At 72.0% G+C, this 19214-nt stretch carries 19 protein-coding genes; 8 read left to right on the forward strand and 11 right to left on the reverse strand.

Annotation, left to right across the window (positions count from 1 at the left end; all coding sequences use genetic code 11):
- Positions 1 to 190: 190 nt before the first annotated feature.
- On the forward strand, positions 191 to 667 hold the full coding sequence (locus tag ABZ154_RS16755) for an RDD family protein (protein WP_356833294.1): 477 nt from the start codon (positions 191 to 193) through the stop codon (positions 665 to 667).
- 21 nt (positions 668 to 688) lie between these two features.
- On the opposite strand, the gene ABZ154_RS16760 is transcribed toward ABZ154_RS16755, so the two are convergent.
- The 3 genes from ABZ154_RS16760 to ABZ154_RS16770 all read right to left on the reverse strand — a co-directional run bounded on the left by ABZ154_RS16760 (position 689) and on the right by ABZ154_RS16770 (position 3183).
- A complete protein-coding gene (locus ABZ154_RS16760; RefSeq protein WP_356833217.1) occupies positions 689 to 1048 on the reverse strand; it encodes a DUF1330 domain-containing protein in 360 nt (119 codons plus the stop codon).
- Positions 1049 to 1276: 228 nt separating this feature from the next.
- Positions 1277 to 2542 carry an Ig-like domain-containing protein gene (locus ABZ154_RS16765; RefSeq protein ID WP_356833219.1) on the reverse strand — a complete coding sequence of 422 codons (1266 nt, stop codon included), beginning with the start codon at positions 2540 to 2542 and terminating at the stop codon, positions 1277 to 1279.
- Between the two features lie 236 nt (positions 2543 to 2778).
- Positions 2779 to 3183 (reverse strand): hypothetical protein, encoded by a 405-nt coding sequence (locus tag ABZ154_RS16770; protein ID WP_356833296.1) that lies wholly within the window; start codon positions 3181 to 3183, stop codon positions 2779 to 2781.
- A 153-nt stretch (positions 3184 to 3336) separates the two neighbouring features.
- Between ABZ154_RS16770 and ABZ154_RS16775 the strand changes: the two genes are divergently transcribed.
- Complete coding sequence (locus ABZ154_RS16775; RefSeq protein ID WP_356833221.1) at positions 3337 to 3648, forward strand: hypothetical protein; 312 nt, start codon at positions 3337 to 3339, stop codon at positions 3646 to 3648.
- A gap of 70 nt (positions 3649 to 3718) precedes the next feature.
- Here the strand turns inward: ABZ154_RS16775 and hutH are convergent, their stop codons facing one another.
- The 5 genes from hutH to ABZ154_RS16800 form a co-directional block, all read right to left on the reverse strand.
- Positions 3719 to 5269 (reverse strand): histidine ammonia-lyase, encoded by a 1551-nt coding sequence (gene hutH / locus ABZ154_RS16780; RefSeq protein WP_356833223.1) that lies wholly within the window; start codon positions 5267 to 5269, stop codon positions 3719 to 3721.
- A 78-nt stretch (positions 5270 to 5347) separates the two neighbouring features.
- A complete protein-coding gene (locus ABZ154_RS16785; RefSeq protein WP_327220229.1) occupies positions 5348 to 6502 on the reverse strand; it encodes a diguanylate cyclase in 1155 nt (384 codons plus the stop codon).
- Between the two features lie 91 nt (positions 6503 to 6593).
- The gene (locus tag ABZ154_RS16790; RefSeq protein WP_356833226.1) at positions 6594 to 7406 is read right to left on the reverse strand and encodes an enoyl-CoA hydratase-related protein; all 813 of its coding nucleotides are present in this window, start codon (positions 7404 to 7406) and stop codon (positions 6594 to 6596) included.
- Between the two features lie 156 nt (positions 7407 to 7562).
- The gene (locus ABZ154_RS16795; RefSeq protein WP_356833228.1) at positions 7563 to 8762 is read right to left on the reverse strand and encodes an adenylate/guanylate cyclase domain-containing protein; all 1200 of its coding nucleotides are present in this window, start codon (positions 8760 to 8762) and stop codon (positions 7563 to 7565) included.
- A gap of 331 nt (positions 8763 to 9093) precedes the next feature.
- Positions 9094 to 9966 carry a biotin--[acetyl-CoA-carboxylase] ligase gene (locus ABZ154_RS16800; protein WP_356833230.1) on the reverse strand — a complete coding sequence of 291 codons (873 nt, stop codon included), beginning with the start codon at positions 9964 to 9966 and terminating at the stop codon, positions 9094 to 9096.
- A gap of 206 nt (positions 9967 to 10172) precedes the next feature.
- On the opposite strand from ABZ154_RS16800, the gene ABZ154_RS16805 reads away from it, so the two are divergent.
- From ABZ154_RS16805 to ABZ154_RS16820, 4 genes are all read left to right on the forward strand, one after another.
- On the forward strand, positions 10173 to 11753 hold the full coding sequence (locus tag ABZ154_RS16805; protein ID WP_319175078.1) for an acyl-CoA carboxylase subunit beta: 1581 nt from the start codon (positions 10173 to 10175) through the stop codon (positions 11751 to 11753).
- Positions 11754 to 11783: 30 nt separating this feature from the next.
- Positions 11784 to 11990 (forward strand): acyl-CoA carboxylase subunit epsilon, encoded by a 207-nt coding sequence (locus tag ABZ154_RS16810; RefSeq protein ID WP_356833232.1) that lies wholly within the window; start codon positions 11784 to 11786, stop codon positions 11988 to 11990.
- 77 nt (positions 11991 to 12067) lie between these two features.
- A complete protein-coding gene (locus ABZ154_RS16815; RefSeq protein WP_356833234.1) occupies positions 12068 to 12196 on the forward strand; it encodes a hypothetical protein in 129 nt (42 codons plus the stop codon).
- A gap of 83 nt (positions 12197 to 12279) precedes the next feature.
- Positions 12280 to 12891 (forward strand): nucleoside triphosphate pyrophosphatase, encoded by a 612-nt coding sequence (locus ABZ154_RS16820; RefSeq protein WP_356833236.1) that lies wholly within the window; start codon positions 12280 to 12282, stop codon positions 12889 to 12891.
- Between the two features lie 21 nt (positions 12892 to 12912).
- Here ABZ154_RS16820 and ABZ154_RS16825 read toward each other — a convergent pair whose 3' ends face one another.
- Complete coding sequence (locus ABZ154_RS16825) at positions 12913 to 13350, reverse strand: hypothetical protein (protein WP_356833298.1); 438 nt, start codon at positions 13348 to 13350, stop codon at positions 12913 to 12915.
- 379 nt (positions 13351 to 13729) lie between these two features.
- Here ABZ154_RS16825 and ABZ154_RS16830 point away from each other — a divergent pair, with 379 nt between their 5' ends.
- Together ABZ154_RS16830 and ABZ154_RS16835 are read left to right on the forward strand one after the other, a co-directional pair.
- Positions 13730 to 15484: a biotin carboxylase N-terminal domain-containing protein gene (locus ABZ154_RS16830; protein ID WP_356833238.1), complete on the forward strand. Its 1755-nt coding sequence runs from the start codon at positions 13730 to 13732 to the stop codon at positions 15482 to 15484.
- A 119-nt stretch (positions 15485 to 15603) separates the two neighbouring features.
- Positions 15604 to 16200, forward strand: coding sequence for a TetR family transcriptional regulator (locus ABZ154_RS16835; RefSeq protein ID WP_356833240.1), 597 nt, complete (start codon positions 15604 to 15606; stop codon positions 16198 to 16200).
- A 199-nt stretch (positions 16201 to 16399) separates the two neighbouring features.
- Here ABZ154_RS16835 and ABZ154_RS16840 read toward each other — a convergent pair whose 3' ends face one another.
- Positions 16400 to 17371 (reverse strand): DeoR/GlpR family DNA-binding transcription regulator, encoded by a 972-nt coding sequence (locus tag ABZ154_RS16840; RefSeq protein ID WP_356833242.1) that lies wholly within the window; start codon positions 17369 to 17371, stop codon positions 16400 to 16402.
- Positions 17372 to 17590: 219 nt separating this feature from the next.
- Positions 17591 to 19030, reverse strand: a complete 1440-nt coding sequence (locus ABZ154_RS16845; protein ID WP_356833244.1) for an NAD(P)H-quinone dehydrogenase — start codon at positions 19028 to 19030, stop codon at positions 17591 to 17593.
- Positions 19031 to 19214 lie beyond the last annotated feature (184 nt).

The following is a 19214-nucleotide window of genomic DNA, read 5'->3' on the forward strand; positions in this document are numbered from 1 at the left end:
GGTTACCCGTCAGGAACCGCGACACCTCGCCTGACGATCAGTCATGATGCTCTCCATGACGAAGCCGCGGGGGCGTCGGAGAGCGCAATCTCCTTATCAGCCAAGGTTGTTGTTCGGATCCGGCCGGGCCGTGGCCCCTCCTGGACGGCCGCAGCCGCCCCCGTGCGGAGCACTTGGGCGCCCGCCCCGTATCCCCAAGGGCACCGGGGAGACCCGCCGCTACCTGGCGGTCGGGCTCGACTGCTACCTGTGCCTGCTGGTCGTCGGCCTGCTGGTGCACTCCTGCCTGGGCCCGGCGGGTGCGGGGGCCGGCCGGACGGCTGCGGTGCTCATCGGTCACCTCACCGTGTTGTCCTTCGCCAACCAGGTGCTGCTCACGATGGCCGTAAGGGCGAGCGCCGGAAAGCTGATCATGGGCGTACGGGTGATCCGGCTGCCCGACGCGGGCCGGCCGGGCTTCCGCCGCCTGGCACTGCGCTGGCTGTACGGCCTGTTCTGGCTCCCCCTCCAGCCCTGGCACCACCTCCGCCGGGCCACCGCGGAGCCGCCCCGGGAACGTCTGGGCGGCGGCCCCCCGGCCGCTGCGGTGGACCTGGCAGGGGTGCGCCAGGTCCACCGCAGCGACCTGCGGCACTACCGGGAGGCGGTGGCGGAGCGCACGGGCTGAGTCGGCCCACGCCCGCGAGGGTTACCCCGCCACCCGCTCCCGCGCCGACCGCATCGCCGCAGCGGTCGCCGACGCGTCGTACTCCGGGCCGACGCCCGGGACGATGATCACGTCACCGTCGATGTGCCGGGTGCGCAGCGGCAGGATCGCCTGGTAGGCGGGGGACGCGTACCAGGCACGGATCTCCTCGGTACCCGGGAAGGCGATGACGACCAACGCGCCCGGCCACGCCCCCTCCACCACCTCCACCTCGGCCCCGTGCACCAGGAAGCGGCCCCCGTAGGGCTCCATGGTGGCCTGGATGCGCTCGATGTAGCTCAGCACCTCGTCCTCGACGGGGCCGTCGGTCGGGCGCAGACGGGCGAGGGCGTACGCGGTCATGGTCCGGTCCTCCGGGGGTGGGATCGTGGTGGCCGTCGGCGCCGGTGCGCCGGGCCCTCCTGACACCCACGATGCTGCCGGGCGGGACGGCGGGCGTCGATTACCTCGGAGGTCATGGCGGCGGGGTCGCGGAGCGGCGCGCCGGGTATGCCGAAGGCGGCGGCCCCGGCGTTCGGGGGCCGCCGCCTTCGGGCGGGCGGGGGTGGGGGGGTGAAGCGAGGGTCAGGGTCAGGCGGCGGAGCCGGCCTTCCACTGGGCCCAGTCCATGTTCCAGCCGTTGAGGCCGTTGTCCGGGGTGATGGTCTTGTCCGGGGAGTTCTTGACGATGACCACGTCGCCGATGAGCGAGTTGTTGTAGAACCAGGCGGCGGGCTGGTTGGCGTCGTTCGCGCCCTTCACGTCGGCGAGGCCCACGCAGCCGTGGCTGGTGTTGGCAGTGCCGAAGATGCCCTTGCCCCAGTAGTTGCCGTGGATGAAGGTGCCCGAGGTGGACAGGCGCATCGCGTGCGGCACGTCCTTGATGTCGTACTCGCCCTTGCCGTCGTCATCGGTGAAGCCGACGGTGGCGCCGTTCATCCGGGTCTCCTTGTGCTTCTCGGAGATCACCATCTCGCCGTTGTACGTGGGGTTCTCGGGCGCGCCCGCGGAGATCGGGATGGTCTTGATCGTCTTGCCGTCGCGGGTGACCGTCATCATCTTGGTCTTCGCGTCGACGGTCGAGACCTGGTTGCGGCCGACCTTGAACGTCACGGTCTTCTGCTGCACGCCGACGACGCCGTCCGCGCCCTCGACGCCGTCCAGCTCCAGCTTCAGGGTGACGGTGGAGCCACCCTGCCAGTACTTCTCGGGGCGCAGGTCCAGGCGCTGGGCGTTGAACCAGTGGCCGACGACCTCCTGGCCGCTGCTGGAGGTCACGGTGATGCCGTCCTGGACGGCCTTCTTGTCCGTGATCGGCTTGTTGAAGTTGATCGAGACGGGCATCCCGACGCCGACGGTGGAGCCGTCCTCGGGGGTGAAGTTCCCGATGAAGCTGTTGTCGGGCGAGACGGTGGTGAAGGAGCTGTTCTCGTGGGCCTTGCGGCCCTTCGCGTCCTCCGCCGTGGCGTCGATCTTGTACGTGGTGGAGCGCTCCAGCTGCCCCGTCGGCTTCCAGCTGGAACCGTCGGCAGCCAGCGTGCCCTCGACCGTCTTGCCGTCCGCCGTGGTCATGACGACCTCGGTCAGCTTGCCCTTCTCGACGGAGACCTGGGCGGCGTTGTTGATGCTGGCGTTGGTGGCGCCGTTCTCCGGCTTGATGGCTATCTGTGCCTCGGACGCGTCCTCGGCCGCGGCCTTGTCCACCTCCTGCGCCTGCGACGACTCCGAACTTCCGGCGCCCGCCTTCTTGTCGCCGTCGTCGCTACAGGCCGAAAGCACCAGCACGCCGCCGAGCAGTGCGGACACGGCCGCGAGGCCCCTGCGCCGCTTGCTGTCCGTCATCACACGCTTCTCCATCGTTGCCGATTCCCCAAAATCCCCGAACGGGGCCGCCAGGCGGCGATTCCCCGTCAATGTTCCAAGAACACCCGGAACGGGCACTCCGTTCCACATCCGCCAGGGATGTGGGGAACACCACTCATCGACGCGGCTGCGGCAGCGGTGGTTCCCGCTGTCGAGCCGGGATACGGAACTGCCGCACAGCGCGGCCCCGGTCCGCGGTGAAGCGGGGCCGGGGCCGGTGTTCTCACACGTCAGGCCCGCTGCGCGAGGTCACCGTCCTCGCCGTCATTCCTCCCATTGTGCGCGACCGCGTCGCCGGACCCCTCCTCGTCGTCCTCGATCCCGGCCACGAACGGGCCGTCCTCGTCGTCCTCGTCGTCGTCCCAGCCCTCCGCGTCGGGGTCGTGGTCGACGCTCTCGCTGCTCCAGGACGCCTGCGCGAGCTCGACCCCGGGCACCTCGCTGACCAGGTCGAACGGGTCGATCAGCGAGGCGAGGGCCTCCGCTCCGTCCGCCCGGACGGTGGCCTCGGCATGCATGCGCTCCTCGGCGGTGTCGCTCTCGGTGATGCCCGAGACCGGCTCCCCGTACTCGGCGGCGATGGATTCGAGGGCGGTGCCGGTGAGGGCGTCGAGGTCGGTGACCTCCAGCACCATTTCCACCCGGACGCGAACAAACCTGGATGTCTCTTCTGTGCTCATACTCCGGAGCGTATGACTCATCGCCGCCACGACTTTCCTCCGACCCGCTGCTTTGCTTAGCATCGGCCCACGGGGCTAACTCATGGTTGTCGCAAGGGGATCGAAACTGTGTCCGTCACTCGTCGCACACTCCTGACCGCCACCGCCGCGGGAACGCTGCTGGCCGCTCTCTGGTTCGTCCCGTCGGCCAACGCGACCGTCGAAACCACCTCGCAGAGCGGCGTGGCCGCCGCGTCCGGCCGGGGTGCGCAGCCGGCCGCCGAAGACCTTGCCGCCACCGCGCCGCAACTCGCCGAGACCGGGCCGGGGGTGGACACCACCCCGTATCTGATCGGCGGCACGGCGCTGCTGGGCCTCGGTGCCGGCTTCGTGACCTACTCGGTGCGCCGTTCCGGGACCGCAGCACGCCCGGCGGTCTGAGCCCGTACACGCGTAAAGGGCTGCCACACCCCCCGGTGCGGCAGCCCTTCGTGTGCGTACGGGGCCGGCCTCAGGCCAGCGGCCCCGTGACCGGCTCCACGGCAGCGACCAGACGCCCCTCCCGTACGAACGTGTCGGCGGCGGCCAGGTCCGGCGCGAGGAAGCGGTCCGGGCCCGGGCCCTGTGCACCGGCCGCCCGCAGCGCGGCCACGGCGGCCTGCGAGGCGGGGGCCGGGGTGAGGCCGCCGGCGGCCCGGATCTCCACGGCGCGGGTCGCCGCGTACAGCTCGACGGCGACGATCCTGGCCAGGTTGTCCACAGCGGTACGGAGCTTGCGCGCGGCCGACCAGCCCATGGAGACGTGGTCCTCCTGCATCGCGGAGGACGGGATGGAGTCGGCGGAGGCGGGGACGGCGAGCCGCTTCATCTCACTGACCAGGGCGGCCTGGGTGTACTGGGCGATCATGAGGCCCGAATCGACCCCGGCGTCGTCCGCGAGGAACGGCGGCAGGCCGTGCGAGCGGTTCTTGTCGAGCAGCCGGTCGGTGCGGCGCTCGCAGATCGAGCCGAGGTCGGCGGCGACGATGGCGAGGAAGTCCAGGACGTACGCGACGGGCGCTCCGTGGAAGTTGCCGTTGGACTCCACCCGCCCGTCGGGGAGGATCACCGGGTTGTCGACCGACGAGGCCAGTTCGCGCCCGGCGACCACGGCCGCGTAGTCGAGCGTGTCGCGGCCCGCGCCGTTGACCTGGGGGGCGCAGCGCACGGAGTAGGCGTCCTGGACCCGGGGCGCGTCGTCCTGGTGGTGGCCGGTCAGGCCCGAGCCGGCCAGCACCCGCAGCATGTTGTCCGCGCTGACGCCCTGGCCGGGGTGCGGGCGGATGGCGTGCAGCTCGGGGGCGAGGACCTTGTCCGTGCCGAGCAGCGCCTCCAGCGAGAGGGCGGCGGTGATGTCGGCGGAGGTGTAGAGGTTGCGCAGGTCGGCGAGGGCCATGACCAGCATGCCGAGCATGCCGTCGGTGCCGTTGAGGAGGGCCAGGCCCTCCTTCTCGCGCAGCTCGACCGGGGTGATCCCGTGCGCGGCGAGCAGCTCGCCCGCCGGGCGGACCGTGCCGTCGGGACCCTCCGCGTCGCCCTCGCCCATCAGGGTGAGCGCGCAGTGGGAGAGGGGGGCGAGGTCGCCGGAGCAGCCGAGTGAACCGTACTCGTGGACGACGGGCGTGATGCCCGCGTTGAGCACGTCCGCCATGGTCTGCGCGACCTCGGGGCGTACGCCGGTGTGGCCGGAGGCGACCGTCTTGAGCCGGAGGAACATCAGCGCGCGCACGACCTCGCGCTCCACCCGGGGGCCCATGCCCGCCGCGTGTGAGCGGACGATGTTGCGCTGGAGCTGGGCGCGCAGCTCCGGGCTGATGTGACGGCTGGCCAGGGCGCCGAAGCCGGTGGAGACGCCATAGACCGGCTCGGGCTTCGCTGCGAGCGCGTCCACGATGAGGCGGGAGGCGGCCAGCGCGTCCACGGCGGCGGCGGAGAGCTCGACCCGGGCGCCGTGGCGGGCCACGGCGACGACGTCCTCGGCGGTGGTTCCGGTCGTCCCCACCACGACAGTGTGCATATCCATATTCAGCAGCGTACGGATTGAAACCCGCTATGTCACTAGTGGTTGAGCGCTGGGCCCCTTACAGCTCCCCTCGCGCTTTCACGGCCGGTTGCCGCGCAGCCTGCGGCGGTCGTGCGCCGACTTCGGCGGCGAGTCGGCGAGCCGGATGACCTCGCCGTCCCGCCCGGCCACCACCGGCCGCAGCGAGCGGGCGGCCTTGGCCCGGTACTGGGCGGCGTCCGCCAGCCGGAACAGCCGGCGGGCCGAGCGCACCGGGCCGATCGGGTCACCGGTCGACGCGACCCCGCAGGCGACCCCGTTGCCGAGTTCGATCACCGCCGCCCGGTCGCAGAGCTCGGTGGCCACCCCGACCACGTCGTCCGCCTCGGGGCCGTCGGCCACCAGGCAGAACTCGTCGCCGCCGAGCCGGGCGGCCAGCGCGTCCGGGAGCATCGCCCCGCAGAGGGAGAGTACCGAGCCGAAACGTTCCAGCAGGCGGTCGCCGACCGCGTGCCCGTGGGTGTCGTTCACCGCTTTCAGGCCGTTGAGATCGCAGACGACGAGGCTGACGACGACCCCGGCGGTGCGGTGCGCCTCGACCGCCTCGTCGAGCCGGATATCGACGGCCCGGCGGTTGGCGAGGCCGGTCAGCGGGTCGGTGAAGGCCAGCTTGCGGACCTCCTCCAGGCGCTCGGTCTGGGCGATGCCGGAGGCCACGACGGCGGCGAGCACGGTCGCGAAGTTAGCGTCGTCCCGGTCGAACACCGGCTTCCCGGCGGGGCGTGCCACGTACAGCTCACCCCAGGCCCGCCCGTGCAGCACGATCGGCGCGACCACGCAGCAGCCCCGGCCGCGCCGCCGCAGCGCCGCCACCCGCTGGTGGCAGTACGGGCGGGCGCCGCGCGCCGGTCCGCCCGCCCCGGGCAGGCCGTCGGCGGTCTCCACCCAGGCGTCGGGCTCGCCGCCGCCGGCCCAGCGTTCGTGCAGGAACTCGGTGATCTCCGGGAACTCGTGGACCGGGTAGGCCTCCTCCTCGGGGAACTCCTCCTCCCCCTCGGCCCGCTGCCCCGCGTTGACCAGGACCCGCAGCCTTCCCCGGTCCCGCTCCCACACGGAGAGCGCGGCGAAGCTGCCGCCCAGCGCCTCGCAGGCCCCCAGCGCGGCCGCCCGCCACGACTCGCGCGGCGTGTAGGCCGCGGCCATCGTCTGCGCCAGCGAAACCACGGCCCGCAGCCGAGCATCGTCTTCACCCATTTATCCAGCTTATGTAGATTTGTTCCCTTTTGATCAGTTTGATGCGCAACTAATTTCCGGCGTCACGCAGCGGGCATCCGGGACGGACGCATCACTCACCCGGCCACTGCGGGGCCCGCTTCTCGTTGAAGGCGGCCACACCCTCCGCGCGGTCCCCGGAGAAGGCCACCGCCCGCCAGGCGGCGTCCTCCACCTCCAGGCCCGCCCGCAGGTCAAGCCCGTGCCCCAGCCGCAGCGCCTTCTTGGCCGCCCGCAGCCCGACCGGCGAGTTGGCGGCCATCCGGGCGCCCAGCGCGAGGGCCTCCTCCCGGTCCCGGCCCGCCGCCACCAGCTCGTCCACCAGGCCCAGCTCACGCGCCTCGGCCGCCTCCACCCGGCGCGCTGTGAACACCAGCTCGGCGGCGCGGGCCGCTCCCACCCGGCGCGGCAGCAGCTGCGTACCGCCGCCGCCGGGGATGACGCCCACGGACACCTCGGGCAGCCCGACCACGGCGGTGGCGTCGGCGACGATCACATCGCAGGCGAGGGCCAGCTCGAAGCCGCCGCCGAGGGCGAAGCCGTGCACGGCGGCGATCGTCGGCATCGGCAGCTCCAGGACGCCGGTGTAGGCGGCCCGGGCGGTAGGCCGCTGGCGTACCAGCTCGGCGTCGGTGAAGGAGTTCCGCTCCTTGAGGTCGGCGCCCACGCAGAAGGCCCGCTCGTGGCTGGAGGTGAGGACGGTGACGCGGACGGCCCGGTCGGCGCCGAGCGCCTCGCAGGCGGCGGCGATGGAGCGGGCCATGTCGGTGGAGACGGCGTTCATGGCCTTCGGCCGGTCGAGGACCAGCTCGGCCACATGCTCCTGGCCCACGTGACGCCGTACGGCGACGAACTCCCCGAACCGCTGCTCGGACGTGACGGTCATGACTGCACCCCTGTCGGTCGACTGCCGGTGAACGCCGGTTAACGGGCGTTGTCGACAGGGATCCTAGACAGCACGTACGGGGGACCGACAGGCCGAGCCGGGCCCGAACACGTGAAGGTGCGTCTCAGGACCGCGCCCGGCCCGTCAGGGCGCGGCTCAGGACCCCGTCTTCCCCCGCCGCGCCAGCAGCCACGGCTCCACGACACCCAGCCCGCGCACCGGCCGCTGCCACATCGGCTGGAGCCCGAAGCGGTACGTGGGCAGCGGCGGCTCGTCGACCGCCTCGCGGCCCTCCTTCTCAGCCAGCCGCGCCCGCTCGGCGGCGGCCGAGACCTCCTCGGCGGCCTGGGCCTCCGACTCCGGGGCGTCCCCGTGCCGGACCAGCTCCTTGGCGAACGCCCCGTCCACCAGGACGGCGTCCTTCGGAGCTATCGAGGTGAGCCGGCTGGCGAGGTTCACCGTGGTGCCGAAGACATCGCCCATGCGCGTGGTGACCGTGCCGAAGGCGATGCCGACGCGCAGGGCGGGCATCGTCTCGTCCTGGGACATCGCCTCGATCAGCCGGAGGGCTATCTCGGCGGCGGTGCCCGCGTCGTCGGCGGCGAAGAGCACCTCGTCGCCGAGGGTCTTGATGAGCCGTCCGCCGTGCGCGGCGACCAGGTCGGCGGCGGTCGTCTCGAAGGACTCGACCAGCTCGCCGAGCTCCTCCTCCTCCAGGCGCCGGGTCAGCCGGGTGAAGCCGACGAGGTCCGCGAAGCCGACGGCGAGGCGCCGGTCGACCATCTCGTCGTCGTCCGCCGCCTGCACGACCCGCCCGGTCGCGGCGGCCAGCTGTCGCCGCCACACGTAGACGAGGAACTCCTGGAGCTCCGGCAGCAACAGCTCGACCAGCGGATACGTGACCTCGGTCCGGGTCATCCCCGGCTCGGGCGGCTCGGTGAGCCCCTCCAGGAACGAGTCGATCTGCCACTCCGCCAGCCGCGCGGTGGTCTGCCCGGTCGAGCGGGCCACCTGGATCGCCATCGGCTCGCTGAGCAGCCCCGCCTCCACCAGACCGGCGAGCCGGCGCAGGGCCAGCACGTCGGCCTCGGTGAGCGCCTTGGCCTGGCCGATGTCGGCGAAGCCCATGGCCCGCCAGAAGCGGGAGGCCAGGTCCATGGAGACCCCGGCGGTGCGGGCGGCCTGGAAGGGGGTGTAGCGGCGGTCGGCCCCGAGGATCAGCGCTTCGAGGCGGATCGCGAGGGGGTCGTCCGTCGGTTCGGCCGTGTGGTCGACCTCGTGATGCGGGGTGGCATGGACCGAGGAGTCCGACGGGGGCTCCTCGCCCGCGCCGGACGTCGTGTCGCCGACGGTCACCAGCCGCCTCCTGCCCGTTCCCTGCGCACTGCCTGCCGATCTGTCGCTGATCGCCTCAACAGTGATCTGTCGCTGGATCGCCTCAACAATACGGCAGGTGTGCCCTAGCTCACGTCCTTGGTTGCCCGACACGGGTGCGTCGCGCGTGACATCCACCGGTTACGCCGTATCCACCGGTAGGGCCATCGGGTGGATCCGACGTACGCCGACGGGCTTTCCGCCGCTTCCCCTGCCCGGATCCTCAGGTCAGCCGCTTCCCTTGCCCGGATCCTCAGGTCAGCCGCTTCCCCTGCCCGGATCCTCAGGTCAGCCGCCTTCCCTGCCCGGATGCTCAGGTCAGCCCGCCCGCCGCGCCCCGCAGGTGCACGATGTCCCCGGCCGACACCGGCTGCTGGAGCCCCTCGGCGGTGGAGAGCACCAGACGCCCGTCGCCGTCGATCGCCACGGCCTGCCCGACCAGGGAGTTCCCGCCCGGCAGCTCGGCCCGTACCGTCCGGTCCAGGGTCGCGCACCCCGCCGCGTACGCCGCCTGGAGCCCGCTCGCGGCGGCGTCGCCGCCCGTGCCCTTCCACTTCCCGTACCAGTGCTCCAGCGAGCGCAGGACGGCCCGCAGCAGCGTCTCCCGGTCGGTGGAGACCGCCCCGGCGAGCGCCAGCGAACCGGCGGCGGGGGCGGGAAGCTCGTCCGCGCGCAGCGAGACGTTGACGCCGAGCCCCACGACGATGCCGTCCCCGGCGAACTCCCCGAGGATGCCGCCCGCCTTGCGCTCCTCCCCCTCCACCGTGACCAGCAGGTCGTTGGGCCACTTGAGTGCCGTGTCGACGCCCGCCGACTTGGCGAGGCCCGTCGCGGCGGCCACCCCGGCGAGCAGCGGCACCCACCCCCACCGTTCCACGGGGACGCCGTCGCCGGGCTCCAGGTATACCGAGAAGAACAGCCCGGAACGGGGCGGCGCGGTCCAGCTCCGCTCCAGCCGGCCGCGCCCGGCGGTCTGCTCCTCGGCGACCAGGACCGTGCCCTCGGCCAGGCCCTCGGAGCGGGCCCGCTCCGCGAGGTCGGAGTTGGTCGACCCGGTGGTCTCCACGACCTCCAGCTCGCTCCAGAGCGACTCGGGCCGCAGCAGCCCGCGGCGCAGCGCGGTCACGTTCAGGGGCGGTCGGTCCAGGTCCGACCAGCGGTTGTGTGGCGCATCCGGTGGTGTCATGCAAGCCACCCTAGGTGTGGCAAAGGACGCACTGCCTTTCCGGAGGCGCGCCGATACCCTACGAGTCAGTAGCCGGAGAGTTACGTACGAGAGTCGCGTAACCAGAGTTACGAGCCAGTAGCCGCAGAGTCGGACAGGCGACCGGTCGTCCCCCCGTGACCACCACCGGTCGTCGTCCCCGTGACCAGGCAGGGAGCCGCCCCCCGATGTCCGAGCCGCAGAGCGACATCCACACCACCGCGGGCAAGCTCGCGGACCTGAGCCGCCGTATCGAGGAGGCGACGCACGCGGGTTCGGCCCGCGCGGTCGAGAAGCAGCACGCCAAGGGCAAGCTGACGGCCCGTGAACGGGTCGATCTCCTGCTGGACGAGGGTTCCTTCGTGGAGCTCGACGAGTTCGCCCGGCACCGCTCCACCAACTTCGGCATCGAGAAGAACCGCCCGTACGGCGACGGTGTCGTCACCGGGTACGGCACGGTCGACGGCCGCCCCGTCTGCGTCTACTCGCAGGACTTCACCATCTTCGGCGGCTCGCTCGGCGAGGTCTACGGCGAGAAGATCGTCAAGGTCATGGACTTCGCGCTGAAGACCGGCTGTCCGGTCATCGGCATCAACGACGGCGGCGGCGCGCGCATCCAGGAGGGCGTGGCGGCCCTCGGCCTGTTCGCCGAGATCTTCCGCCGCAACGTGCACGCCTCCGGGGTGATCCCGCAGATCTCGCTGATCGTCGGCCCGTGCGCGGGCGGTGCGGTCTACTCCCCGGCGATCACCGACTTCACGGTGATGGTCGACCAGACCTCGCACATGTTCATCACCGGCCCCGACGTCATCAAGACGGTCACCGGCGAGGACGTCGGCTTCGAGGAGCTGGGCGGCGCCCGTACGCACAACACCACCTCCGGGGTGGCGCACCACATGGCGGGCGACGAGAAGGACGCCATCGAGTACGTCAAGTCCCTTCTCTCCTACCTCCCTTCGAACAACCTCTCCGAGGCCCCGGCCTTCCCGGAGGAGGCGGACCTCGCCACCACGGACGAGGACCGGGAGCTGGACACCCTCATCCCGGACTCGGCGAACCAGCCGTACGACATGCACACGGCGATCGAGCACGTGCTGGACGACGCCGAATTCCTGGAGACCCAGGCCCTGTTCGCGCCGAACATCATCACCGGCTTCGGGCGGGTGGAGGGCCACCCGGTCGGGATCGTCGCCAACCAGCCGATGCAGTTCGCAGGCTGCCTGGACATCGACGCGAGCGAGAAGGCGGCGCGCTTCGTCCGCACCTGCGACGCGTTCAACGTGCCCGTCATCACCTTCGTGGACGTGCCGGGCTTCCTGCCGGGCGTGGACCAGGAGTACGGCGGCATCATCCGCCGCGGCGCGAAGCTGATCTACGCGTACGCGGAGGCGACGGTCCCGCTGATCACCGTCATCACCCGCAAGGCGTTCGGCGGCGCGTACGACGTGATGGGCTCCAAGCACCTGGGCGCCGACCTGAACGTGGCCTGGCCGACCGCACAGATCGCCGTCATGGGCGCCCAGGGCGCGGTGAACATCCTGCACCGCCGCACCATCGCCGCCGCCGAGGACCCGGACGCGACGCGGGCCGAGCTGATGACGGCGTACGAGGACGCGCTGCTCAACCCGTACGTGGCGGCCGAGCGCGGCTACGTCGACGCGGTGATCATGCCGTCCGAGACGCGGGCCCACATCGTGAAGGGGCTGCGTCAGCTGCGTACGAAGCGGGAATCGCTTCCCCCGAAGAAGCACGGCAACATCCCGCTGTAGCCGCCCGCCCTGCCACAGAGAGGTCTGCCCATGATCAGGGTCGTACGGGGCAACCCGACCCCCGAGGAGCTGGCCGCCGCCCTGGCGGTGGTCCAGGCCCGCGCCGCGGCGAGCGCCGCCGTGCCGTCCGGCGCGCCCGTCCCGCACGAGCAGTGGTCCGACCCGGGCCGCATCGCCCGTACGGGGCGCCCGCAGCCGGGCCCGCGGGCCTGGGCCCGGACGTACTGGCCGACCTGAGGTGTCCGCGGGGCGCCGGCACGCTTGAGTACCCGTACTCAGGCGCATCGGCGCCCGACGCGGGCAGGATCGGAAGCATGCTGTGGTCCGACCCCGAGAACAAGCCGCCGAAGGAACTGCGCGACGCCCAGGACATGCTGCGTCGCGCGGGTTTCGTGCTCGCGCTGGCGATGGTGGTCGCGATGTTCGTGCTCGGCACCCGCTGAGCCTGTCCGTGCCCGGCACCCGCTGAGCTCCTTCGGTACGGGGCTCTCGAGCGGGTACGGGTCCGGCTCCGGGCCCTTCTACGATGGCCGGTATGACTGATCAGCGCCGTCTCGTGCTCGCCTCCGCCTCCCCCGCCCGCCTCGGCCTGCTGCGCCAGGCGGGATTCGCCCCCGAGGTGATCGTCAGCGGGGTGGACGAGGACGCTCTGAATGCGCCGACCCCCGCCGAGCTGGCCCTGGTGCTGGCCCGGGCCAAGGCGGCGGCCGTCGCGGAGCGCCCCGAGGCGGCGGGGGCCCTGGTCATCGGCTGCGACTCGGTGCTGGAGCTGGACGGCGAGGCGCTCGGCAAGCCGGCGGACGCCGAGGAGGCCACCGCCCGCTGGAAGGCGATGCGCGGCCGCTCCGGCATCCTGCGGACCGGCCACAGCGTGATCGACACCGCCTCGGGCGGTCACGCCTCGGCGACGGCGTCCACTGTCGTACGGTTCGGCGAGCCGAGCGACGCCGAGGTCGCCGCATACGTCGCGTCGGGCGAGCCGCTGCACGTCGCCGGGGCCTTCACGCTGGACGGCCGGTCGGCGCCGTTCGTCGACTCCATCGAGGGCGACCACGGCAACGTGATCGGCCTCTCGCTGCCGCTGCTGCGCCGCCTGCTGGGCGAACTGGGCATCTCCGTGACGGAGTTGTGGGTCTGAGCCGATTTTCCGGGCCCCGGCTCATACCGCCGCCGGGGCCGCCTCGCCGCCCGCCCGGTCCTCGGTACGGGGCTCGGGACCGTACGAGAGCAGGGTGAACACCAGCAGGGCCAGCACCACCATCATGAAGGCGAACGCGGCCCAGCCCACGAGCCCCACGGTCACCGCCCCGAGCACTCCGTGCACCACCGCGCAGCCGATCAGCGCGATCCGCCCGAACCGCCCCGACGAGCGGTCCCGGACCCCGGCGAGCAGGGCGACCAGCCCGCACCCGATCAGCAGCACGGCCGAGGCGCCGCCCATCACCCAGGTGCCGGTGGACATGGCCTTCGGGTCCATGCCCGCCAGTGACATGTTCTGGTTCTCGGCGACCGTGGCGAGGACGGCGTTGACGGCGAGGACGCCCACCGCCTCCCCGAACAGCACGAGCGCGGTCACGATCGCCACCGGTCTGCGCAGCACGGCGCCTCCCCTGTTACCTGCCCTGTCACCCGCAGCCCGTTACCTGCAGTACGTGCGTGTCGCGGACCTTACTCACCGGTATTCCTCCGGACAAGGGGGTCGACCACCCCGCACGCCACGCAAAGAATCCCTGGGCCGTTCGTAGGGAGTCCACAAAGAAACGCCGTGAGGCGTTGACCTTCAGGACAGAGACCTGCACCACACCGGGTAGTTACTGTGCGGTTGTAGAACCCGGCGTACCGTGGTGCCACAAGAGACTTCACTACTAGGGCAAGCCTCGAGTCACACTCCGTGTGGGCAAGCTCACCATTGGGGACGGGTCGTAGTGCCGTGTCGGTAGTCCCTAAACTCAGCTTGTTTCCAGGAGGGAGTCATCGTGCGCAAGGTGCTCATCGCCAACCGTGGCGAAATCGCTGTCCGCGTTGCTCGGGCGTGCCGGGACGCGGGGATCGCGAGTGTCGCGGTCTACGCCGATCCGGACCGGGACGCGTTGCATGTCCGGGCCGCCGACGAGGCGTTCGCGTTGGGCGGCGACACCCCGGCCGCCAGCTATCTGGACATGGCCAAGGTGCTGCAGGCAGCCGCGGACTCCGGCGCGGACGCCATCCACCCCGGCTACGGGTTCCTGTCGGAGAACGCCGAGTTCGCCCAGGCCGTCCTGGACGCCGGGCTCACCTGGATCGGCCCGCCGCCGCAGGCCATCCGGGATCTGGGTGACAAGGTCGCGGCCCGCCACATCGCGCAGCGTGCGGGTGCGCCGCTGGTGGCCGGTACGCCGGACCCGGTGGGCGGCTCGGACGAGGTGGTGGCGTTCGCCGAGGCCAACGGGCTCCCGATCGCGATCAAGGCCGCCTTCGGTGGCGGTGGGCGCGGGCTGAAGGTGGCCCGCACGCTGGAGGAGATCCCGGAGCTGTACGACTCCGCCGTCCGCGAGGCCGTCGCCGCGTTCGGCCGGGGCGAGTGCTTCGTGGAGCGCTACCTCGACAAGCCGCGCCACGTGGAGACCCAGTGCCTGGCCGACCAGCACGGCAACGTGGTGGTCGTCTCGACCCGTGACTGCTCGCTCCAGCGCCGCCACCAGAAGCTGGTGGAGGAGGCTCCGGCCCCCTTCCTGTCCGCGGCGCAGAACGCGGAGCTGTACGCCGCGTCCAAGGCGATCCTCAAGGAAGCCGGATACGTCGGCGCGGGCACGGTGGAGTTCCTCGTCGGGGCCGACGGGACGATCTCGTTCCTGGAGGTCAACACCCGCCTCCAGGTCGAGCACCCCGTCACCGAAGAGGTCACCGGCATCGACCTCGTACGCGAGATGTTCCGCATCGCCGACGGCGAGGAGCTCGGCTACGGCGACCCGTCCGTGCGCGGGCACTCCTTCGAGTTCCGCATCAACGGCGAGGACCCGGGCCGCGGGTTCCTCCCGGCTCCCGGCACGGTGACGACGTTCGCCCCGCCGACCGGCCCCGGCGTCCGCCTGGACGCCGGCGTGGAGTCCGGATCGGTGATCGGCCCGGCCTGGGACTCGCTCCTCGCCAAGCTCATCGTCACCGGCGCCACCCGCGAGCAGGCCCTCCAGCGCGCCGCGCGTGCGCTGGCCGAGTTCCAGGTCGAGGGCATGGCCACCGCCATCCCCTTCCACCGCGCCGTCGTCGCCGACCCCGCCTTCACCGCGGACCCGTTCACCATCCACACCCGCTGGATCGAGACGGAGTTCGTCAACGAGATCAAGCCGTTCGCCGCGCCCGCCGACGCGGACGCGGAGGACGAGGCCGGTCGCGAGACCGTGGTCGTCGAGGTGGGCGGCAAGCGCCTGGAGGTCTCGCTGCCCTCCTCGCTCGGCATGTCGCTGGCCCGCACGGGTCTCGCCGCCGGTGCGAAGCCGAAGCGGCGCGCGGCGAAGAAGGCCGGCTCCGCCGCCTCCGGCGACTCCCTCGCCTCGCCCATGCAGGGCACGATCGTCAAGGTCGCGGTCGAGGAGGGCCAGGAGGTCAAGGAGGGCGACCTCGTCGTCGTCCTGGAGGCCATGAAGATGGAGCAGCCGCTGAACGCGCACCGCTCCGGCACGGTCAAGGGACTCACGGCGGAGGTCGGGGGTTCCGTCTCCTCCGGCGCCCTGATCTGCGAGATCAAGGACTGACGGCCCAGCTCGTACGGAGGGGCCCGGTTCGCGTCGTCAGGACGCGGGCCGGGCCCCTCCGCGTGGAGTGGCATCCTGGATCCCGACAGGCCCCATAGGACCCAGGGAGGGCGGGAGCCATGGCAGGGCCGATCTCGATGGAGACGGACACGGGACGGCCGTCGGAGCGGCCGATGCGCGCGGACGCCCGCCGGAACCACGAACGGCTGGTCGGCGTGGCTCGTACGGCCTTCGCCGAGCACGGCACGGATGCCTCGCTGGAGGACATCGCGCGGCAGGCGGGCGTGGGTATCGGCACCCTCTACCGGCACTTCCCCCACCGGCACGCCCTGCTGAACGCGGTCTTCCAGGATGCCCTGCGCTCACTCCTGGACCGCTCCCGGGAGCTCGCGGGCGCCGAGGCTCCGTGCCGGGCGCTGGTGGACTGGCTGGGTGCGATCGTCGCTCATGCGGGTGAGTACCGCGGGCTGGCCCGCGCGCTCATGTCGGCCTCGCAGGACGTGACTTCGGCGCTCGCCCCGTGCCATCTGCCGTTGCGGGAGGCGGGGGCGGGGCTGTTGCGTCGGGCTCAGGAGAGCGGGTCGGTGCGGGCGGATGTCTCGATCGACGATCTGCTGCAGCTGACGAACGCGATCGCGCTGGCCGCCGAGCAGTCGCCGAATGATCCGGAGCTGGCGGGGCGGTTGCTGCGGCTGACGTTGCGGGGGCTGAAGTAGGGGTGCGCTGGGTGGGGCCGCAGTATGACGGGCCGCTGCGCAGGGCCCCTCACCGCCCCGCCCCTTCCCGAGCCCGGGGCGCTGCCCCGGGCTCCGCTCCGTCCTCAAGCGCCGGACGGGCTGAGGTTTCGGGGCTCCGCCCACAACCCGCTCCTCAGACGTCGGAGAGGCTGGAATCGCAGCGCCCCCCGACGTGGCCCTACCGCCGCCGCAGGTCCGCCACCCGGGCCCGCTCACCCGACGACGCCTGGTCGGACAGGGACGACGCGCTACGCAGCTGCGGCCCCAGCCCCCCGTTCCGCGTCGTCGTCCGCCGCTGCCCCGGCAACGGCATGTCGCGGCGGGGCGGGCGCCCCGCAGGAGGACCGTCGCCCGCCGCCGCGTCCGCCTCGGGGCCCGCCACCGTGACCTCCACGCCCTGGTCCGCCAAGGCCTGGAGCTCCGCGGCCGCGCGCTCGTCGTGGAGCGGGGGTTCGTCCGTCACGAGCCGGGTGATCAGCTCCGTGGGCACCGTCTGGAACATGGTGTCGGCGCCCAGCTTCGTGTGGTCCGCCAGGACGACCACCTCCGCGGCGGCCTGCACGAGGGCCAGGTCCACGCTGGCCGAGAGCATGTTGGAGGTGGACAGGCCGCGCTCCGCCGTGAGGCCGCTCCCGGAGAGGAAGGCCCGGGAGACCCGCAGCCCCTGGAGGGACTGCTCGGCCCCGCTGCCCACCAGCGCGTAGTTGCTGCCGCGCAGGGTGCCGCCGGTCATGACGACCTCCACCCGGTTGGCATGGGCCAACGCCTGGGCGACCAGCAGCGAGTTGGTGACCACGGTCAGGCCGGGGACCCGCGCGAGCCGGCGGGCCAGCTCCTGCGTGGTCGTACCGGCGCCGACCACGATGGCCTCGCCCTCACCGACCAGCGAGGCCGCCAGGTCGGCGATGGCCGTCTTCTCCGCGGTGGAGAGATGGGATTTCTGCGGAAAGCCGGACTCCCGCGTGAAACCGCCCGGCAAGACCGCACCGCCGTGCCGGCGGTCGAGGAGTCCTTCTGCCTCCAGTGCCCGCACGTCCCGCCGTACGGTCACTTCGGAGGTCTGGACGACGCGGGCGAGCTCACGGAGCGATACCGCCCCGTTGGCACGCACCATTTCGAGGATCAACTGACGACGTTCTGCAGCGAACACGAAACTGACAGTAACCTGGCCGCCGGTGAGTTTTCAGCAGTTTGCGCCGAATAACGGAAGTTGTACATCCGGCGGACCCCCAAGTGGTATAGGGGATTTCGCTGTTGTCCGGGTGTGATCGCGGAGCGGCCGCCATCCCCGTCCGGAGTGACGGGGGTTGCCGGGAAATGCCGGGATTCCCCGGCCCCGTAAGGCGTCCACGCCGCCTCTGACCTGCTGTCAGCCCTCGTCCGTGAGTTTGCGGGTGTGCAGCTGCCGGGCCACTTCCGCGATCGATCCGGACAGGGACGGGTACACGGTGAACGCCTTTGCGATCTGTTCCACGGTCAGGTTGTTGTCGACCGCGAGCGAGATCGGATGAATCAGTTCGCTGGCGCGCGGCGCGACGACGCAGCCGCCGACCACGATCCCCGTACCGGGACGGCAGAAGATCTTGACGAATCCGTCGCGGATGCCCTGCATCTTGGCGCGCGGGTTGCGCAGCAGCGGCAGCTTCACCACGCGGGCGTCGATCCTGCCCCCGTCCACGTCGGCCTGGCTGTAGCCGACGGTGGCGATCTCCGGGTCGGTGAAGACGTTGGCGGAGACCGTCTTGAGGTTCAGCGGGGCGACCGCGTCGCCGAGGAAGTGGTACATCGCGATCCGGCCCTGCATCGCCGCGACCGAGGCCAGCGCGAAGATCCCGGTGACGTCACCGGCCGCGTAGACGCCGGGGGCGCTGGTGCGCGAGACCCGGTCGGTCAGGATGTGACCGGAGTCCTTCAGCCGTACGCCGGCCTCCTCCAGGCCCATGCCCGCGGTGTTGGGGATCGCGCCGACCGCCATCAGGCAGTGCGAACCGGTGATGACCCGGCCGTCGGCGAGGGTCACCTCGACCCGGTCGCCGACGCGCTTGGCGGCCTGGGCGCGGGAGCGGGCCATGACGTTCATGCCGCGGCGCCGGAACACGTCCTCCAGCACGGCGGCGGCGTCCGGGTCCTCGCCCGGCAGCACCCGGTCGCGGGAGGAGACGAGGGTGACGCGGGAGCCGAGCGCCTGGTAGGCCCCGGCGAACTCGGCACCGGTGACACCGGAACCGACCACGATGAGCTCCTCGGGGAGCTCGTCGAGGTCGTAGACCTGGGTCCAGTTCAGGATGCGCTCGCCGTCCGGCTGCGCGTCCGGGATCTCGCGGGGGTGACCACCGGTCGCGATGAGCACCGCGTCGGCGGCCAGCCGCTCCTCGGTGCCGTCGGCGGCGGTGACGACGACCTGGCGGGAGCCGTCGGCCGCCTGGAGTCCGTCGAGGCGGCCGCGGCCGCGCATCACACGGGCGCCGGCCCGGGTGACGGAGGCGGTGATGTCGTGGGACTGGGCGAGCGCAAGGCGCTTCACCCGTCGGTTGACCTTGCCGAGGTCCACGCCGACCACCCGGGCGGCGTGCTCCTTGTGCGGCGTGTCGTCGGCGACGATGATCCCCAGCTCCTCGTACGAGGAGTCGAAGGTCGTCATCACCTCGGCCGTCGCGATCAGGGTCTTCGATGGCACGCAGTCGGTGAGTACCGAGGCTCCGCCGAGGCCGTCGCAGTCGACGACGGTCACCTCCGCGCCGAGCTGGGCTCCCACCAGAGCCGCCTCGTAGCCGCCGGGGCCGCCGCCGATGATCACGATCCGGGTCACGAAAAGTCCGCCTCGCGTGGGTGTCGATCCACCGGCCGTCTGCCGCCCCGGCCGGGGGTCCGGGGGATCGCCCCGGGGGATGCAGTACGTACTCCATTGTCCCGCACGCGCCAAACAGATTCGCCCCGGGGCCCTCCATACGGGAGACGGGGCTCCGGACATACGGGAGACGGAGCGCCGACCG

It is taken from the genome of Streptomyces sp. NPDC006261, from assembly GCF_040613515.1.
Taxonomy (GTDB): Bacteria; Actinomycetota; Actinomycetes; order Streptomycetales; family Streptomycetaceae; genus Streptomyces.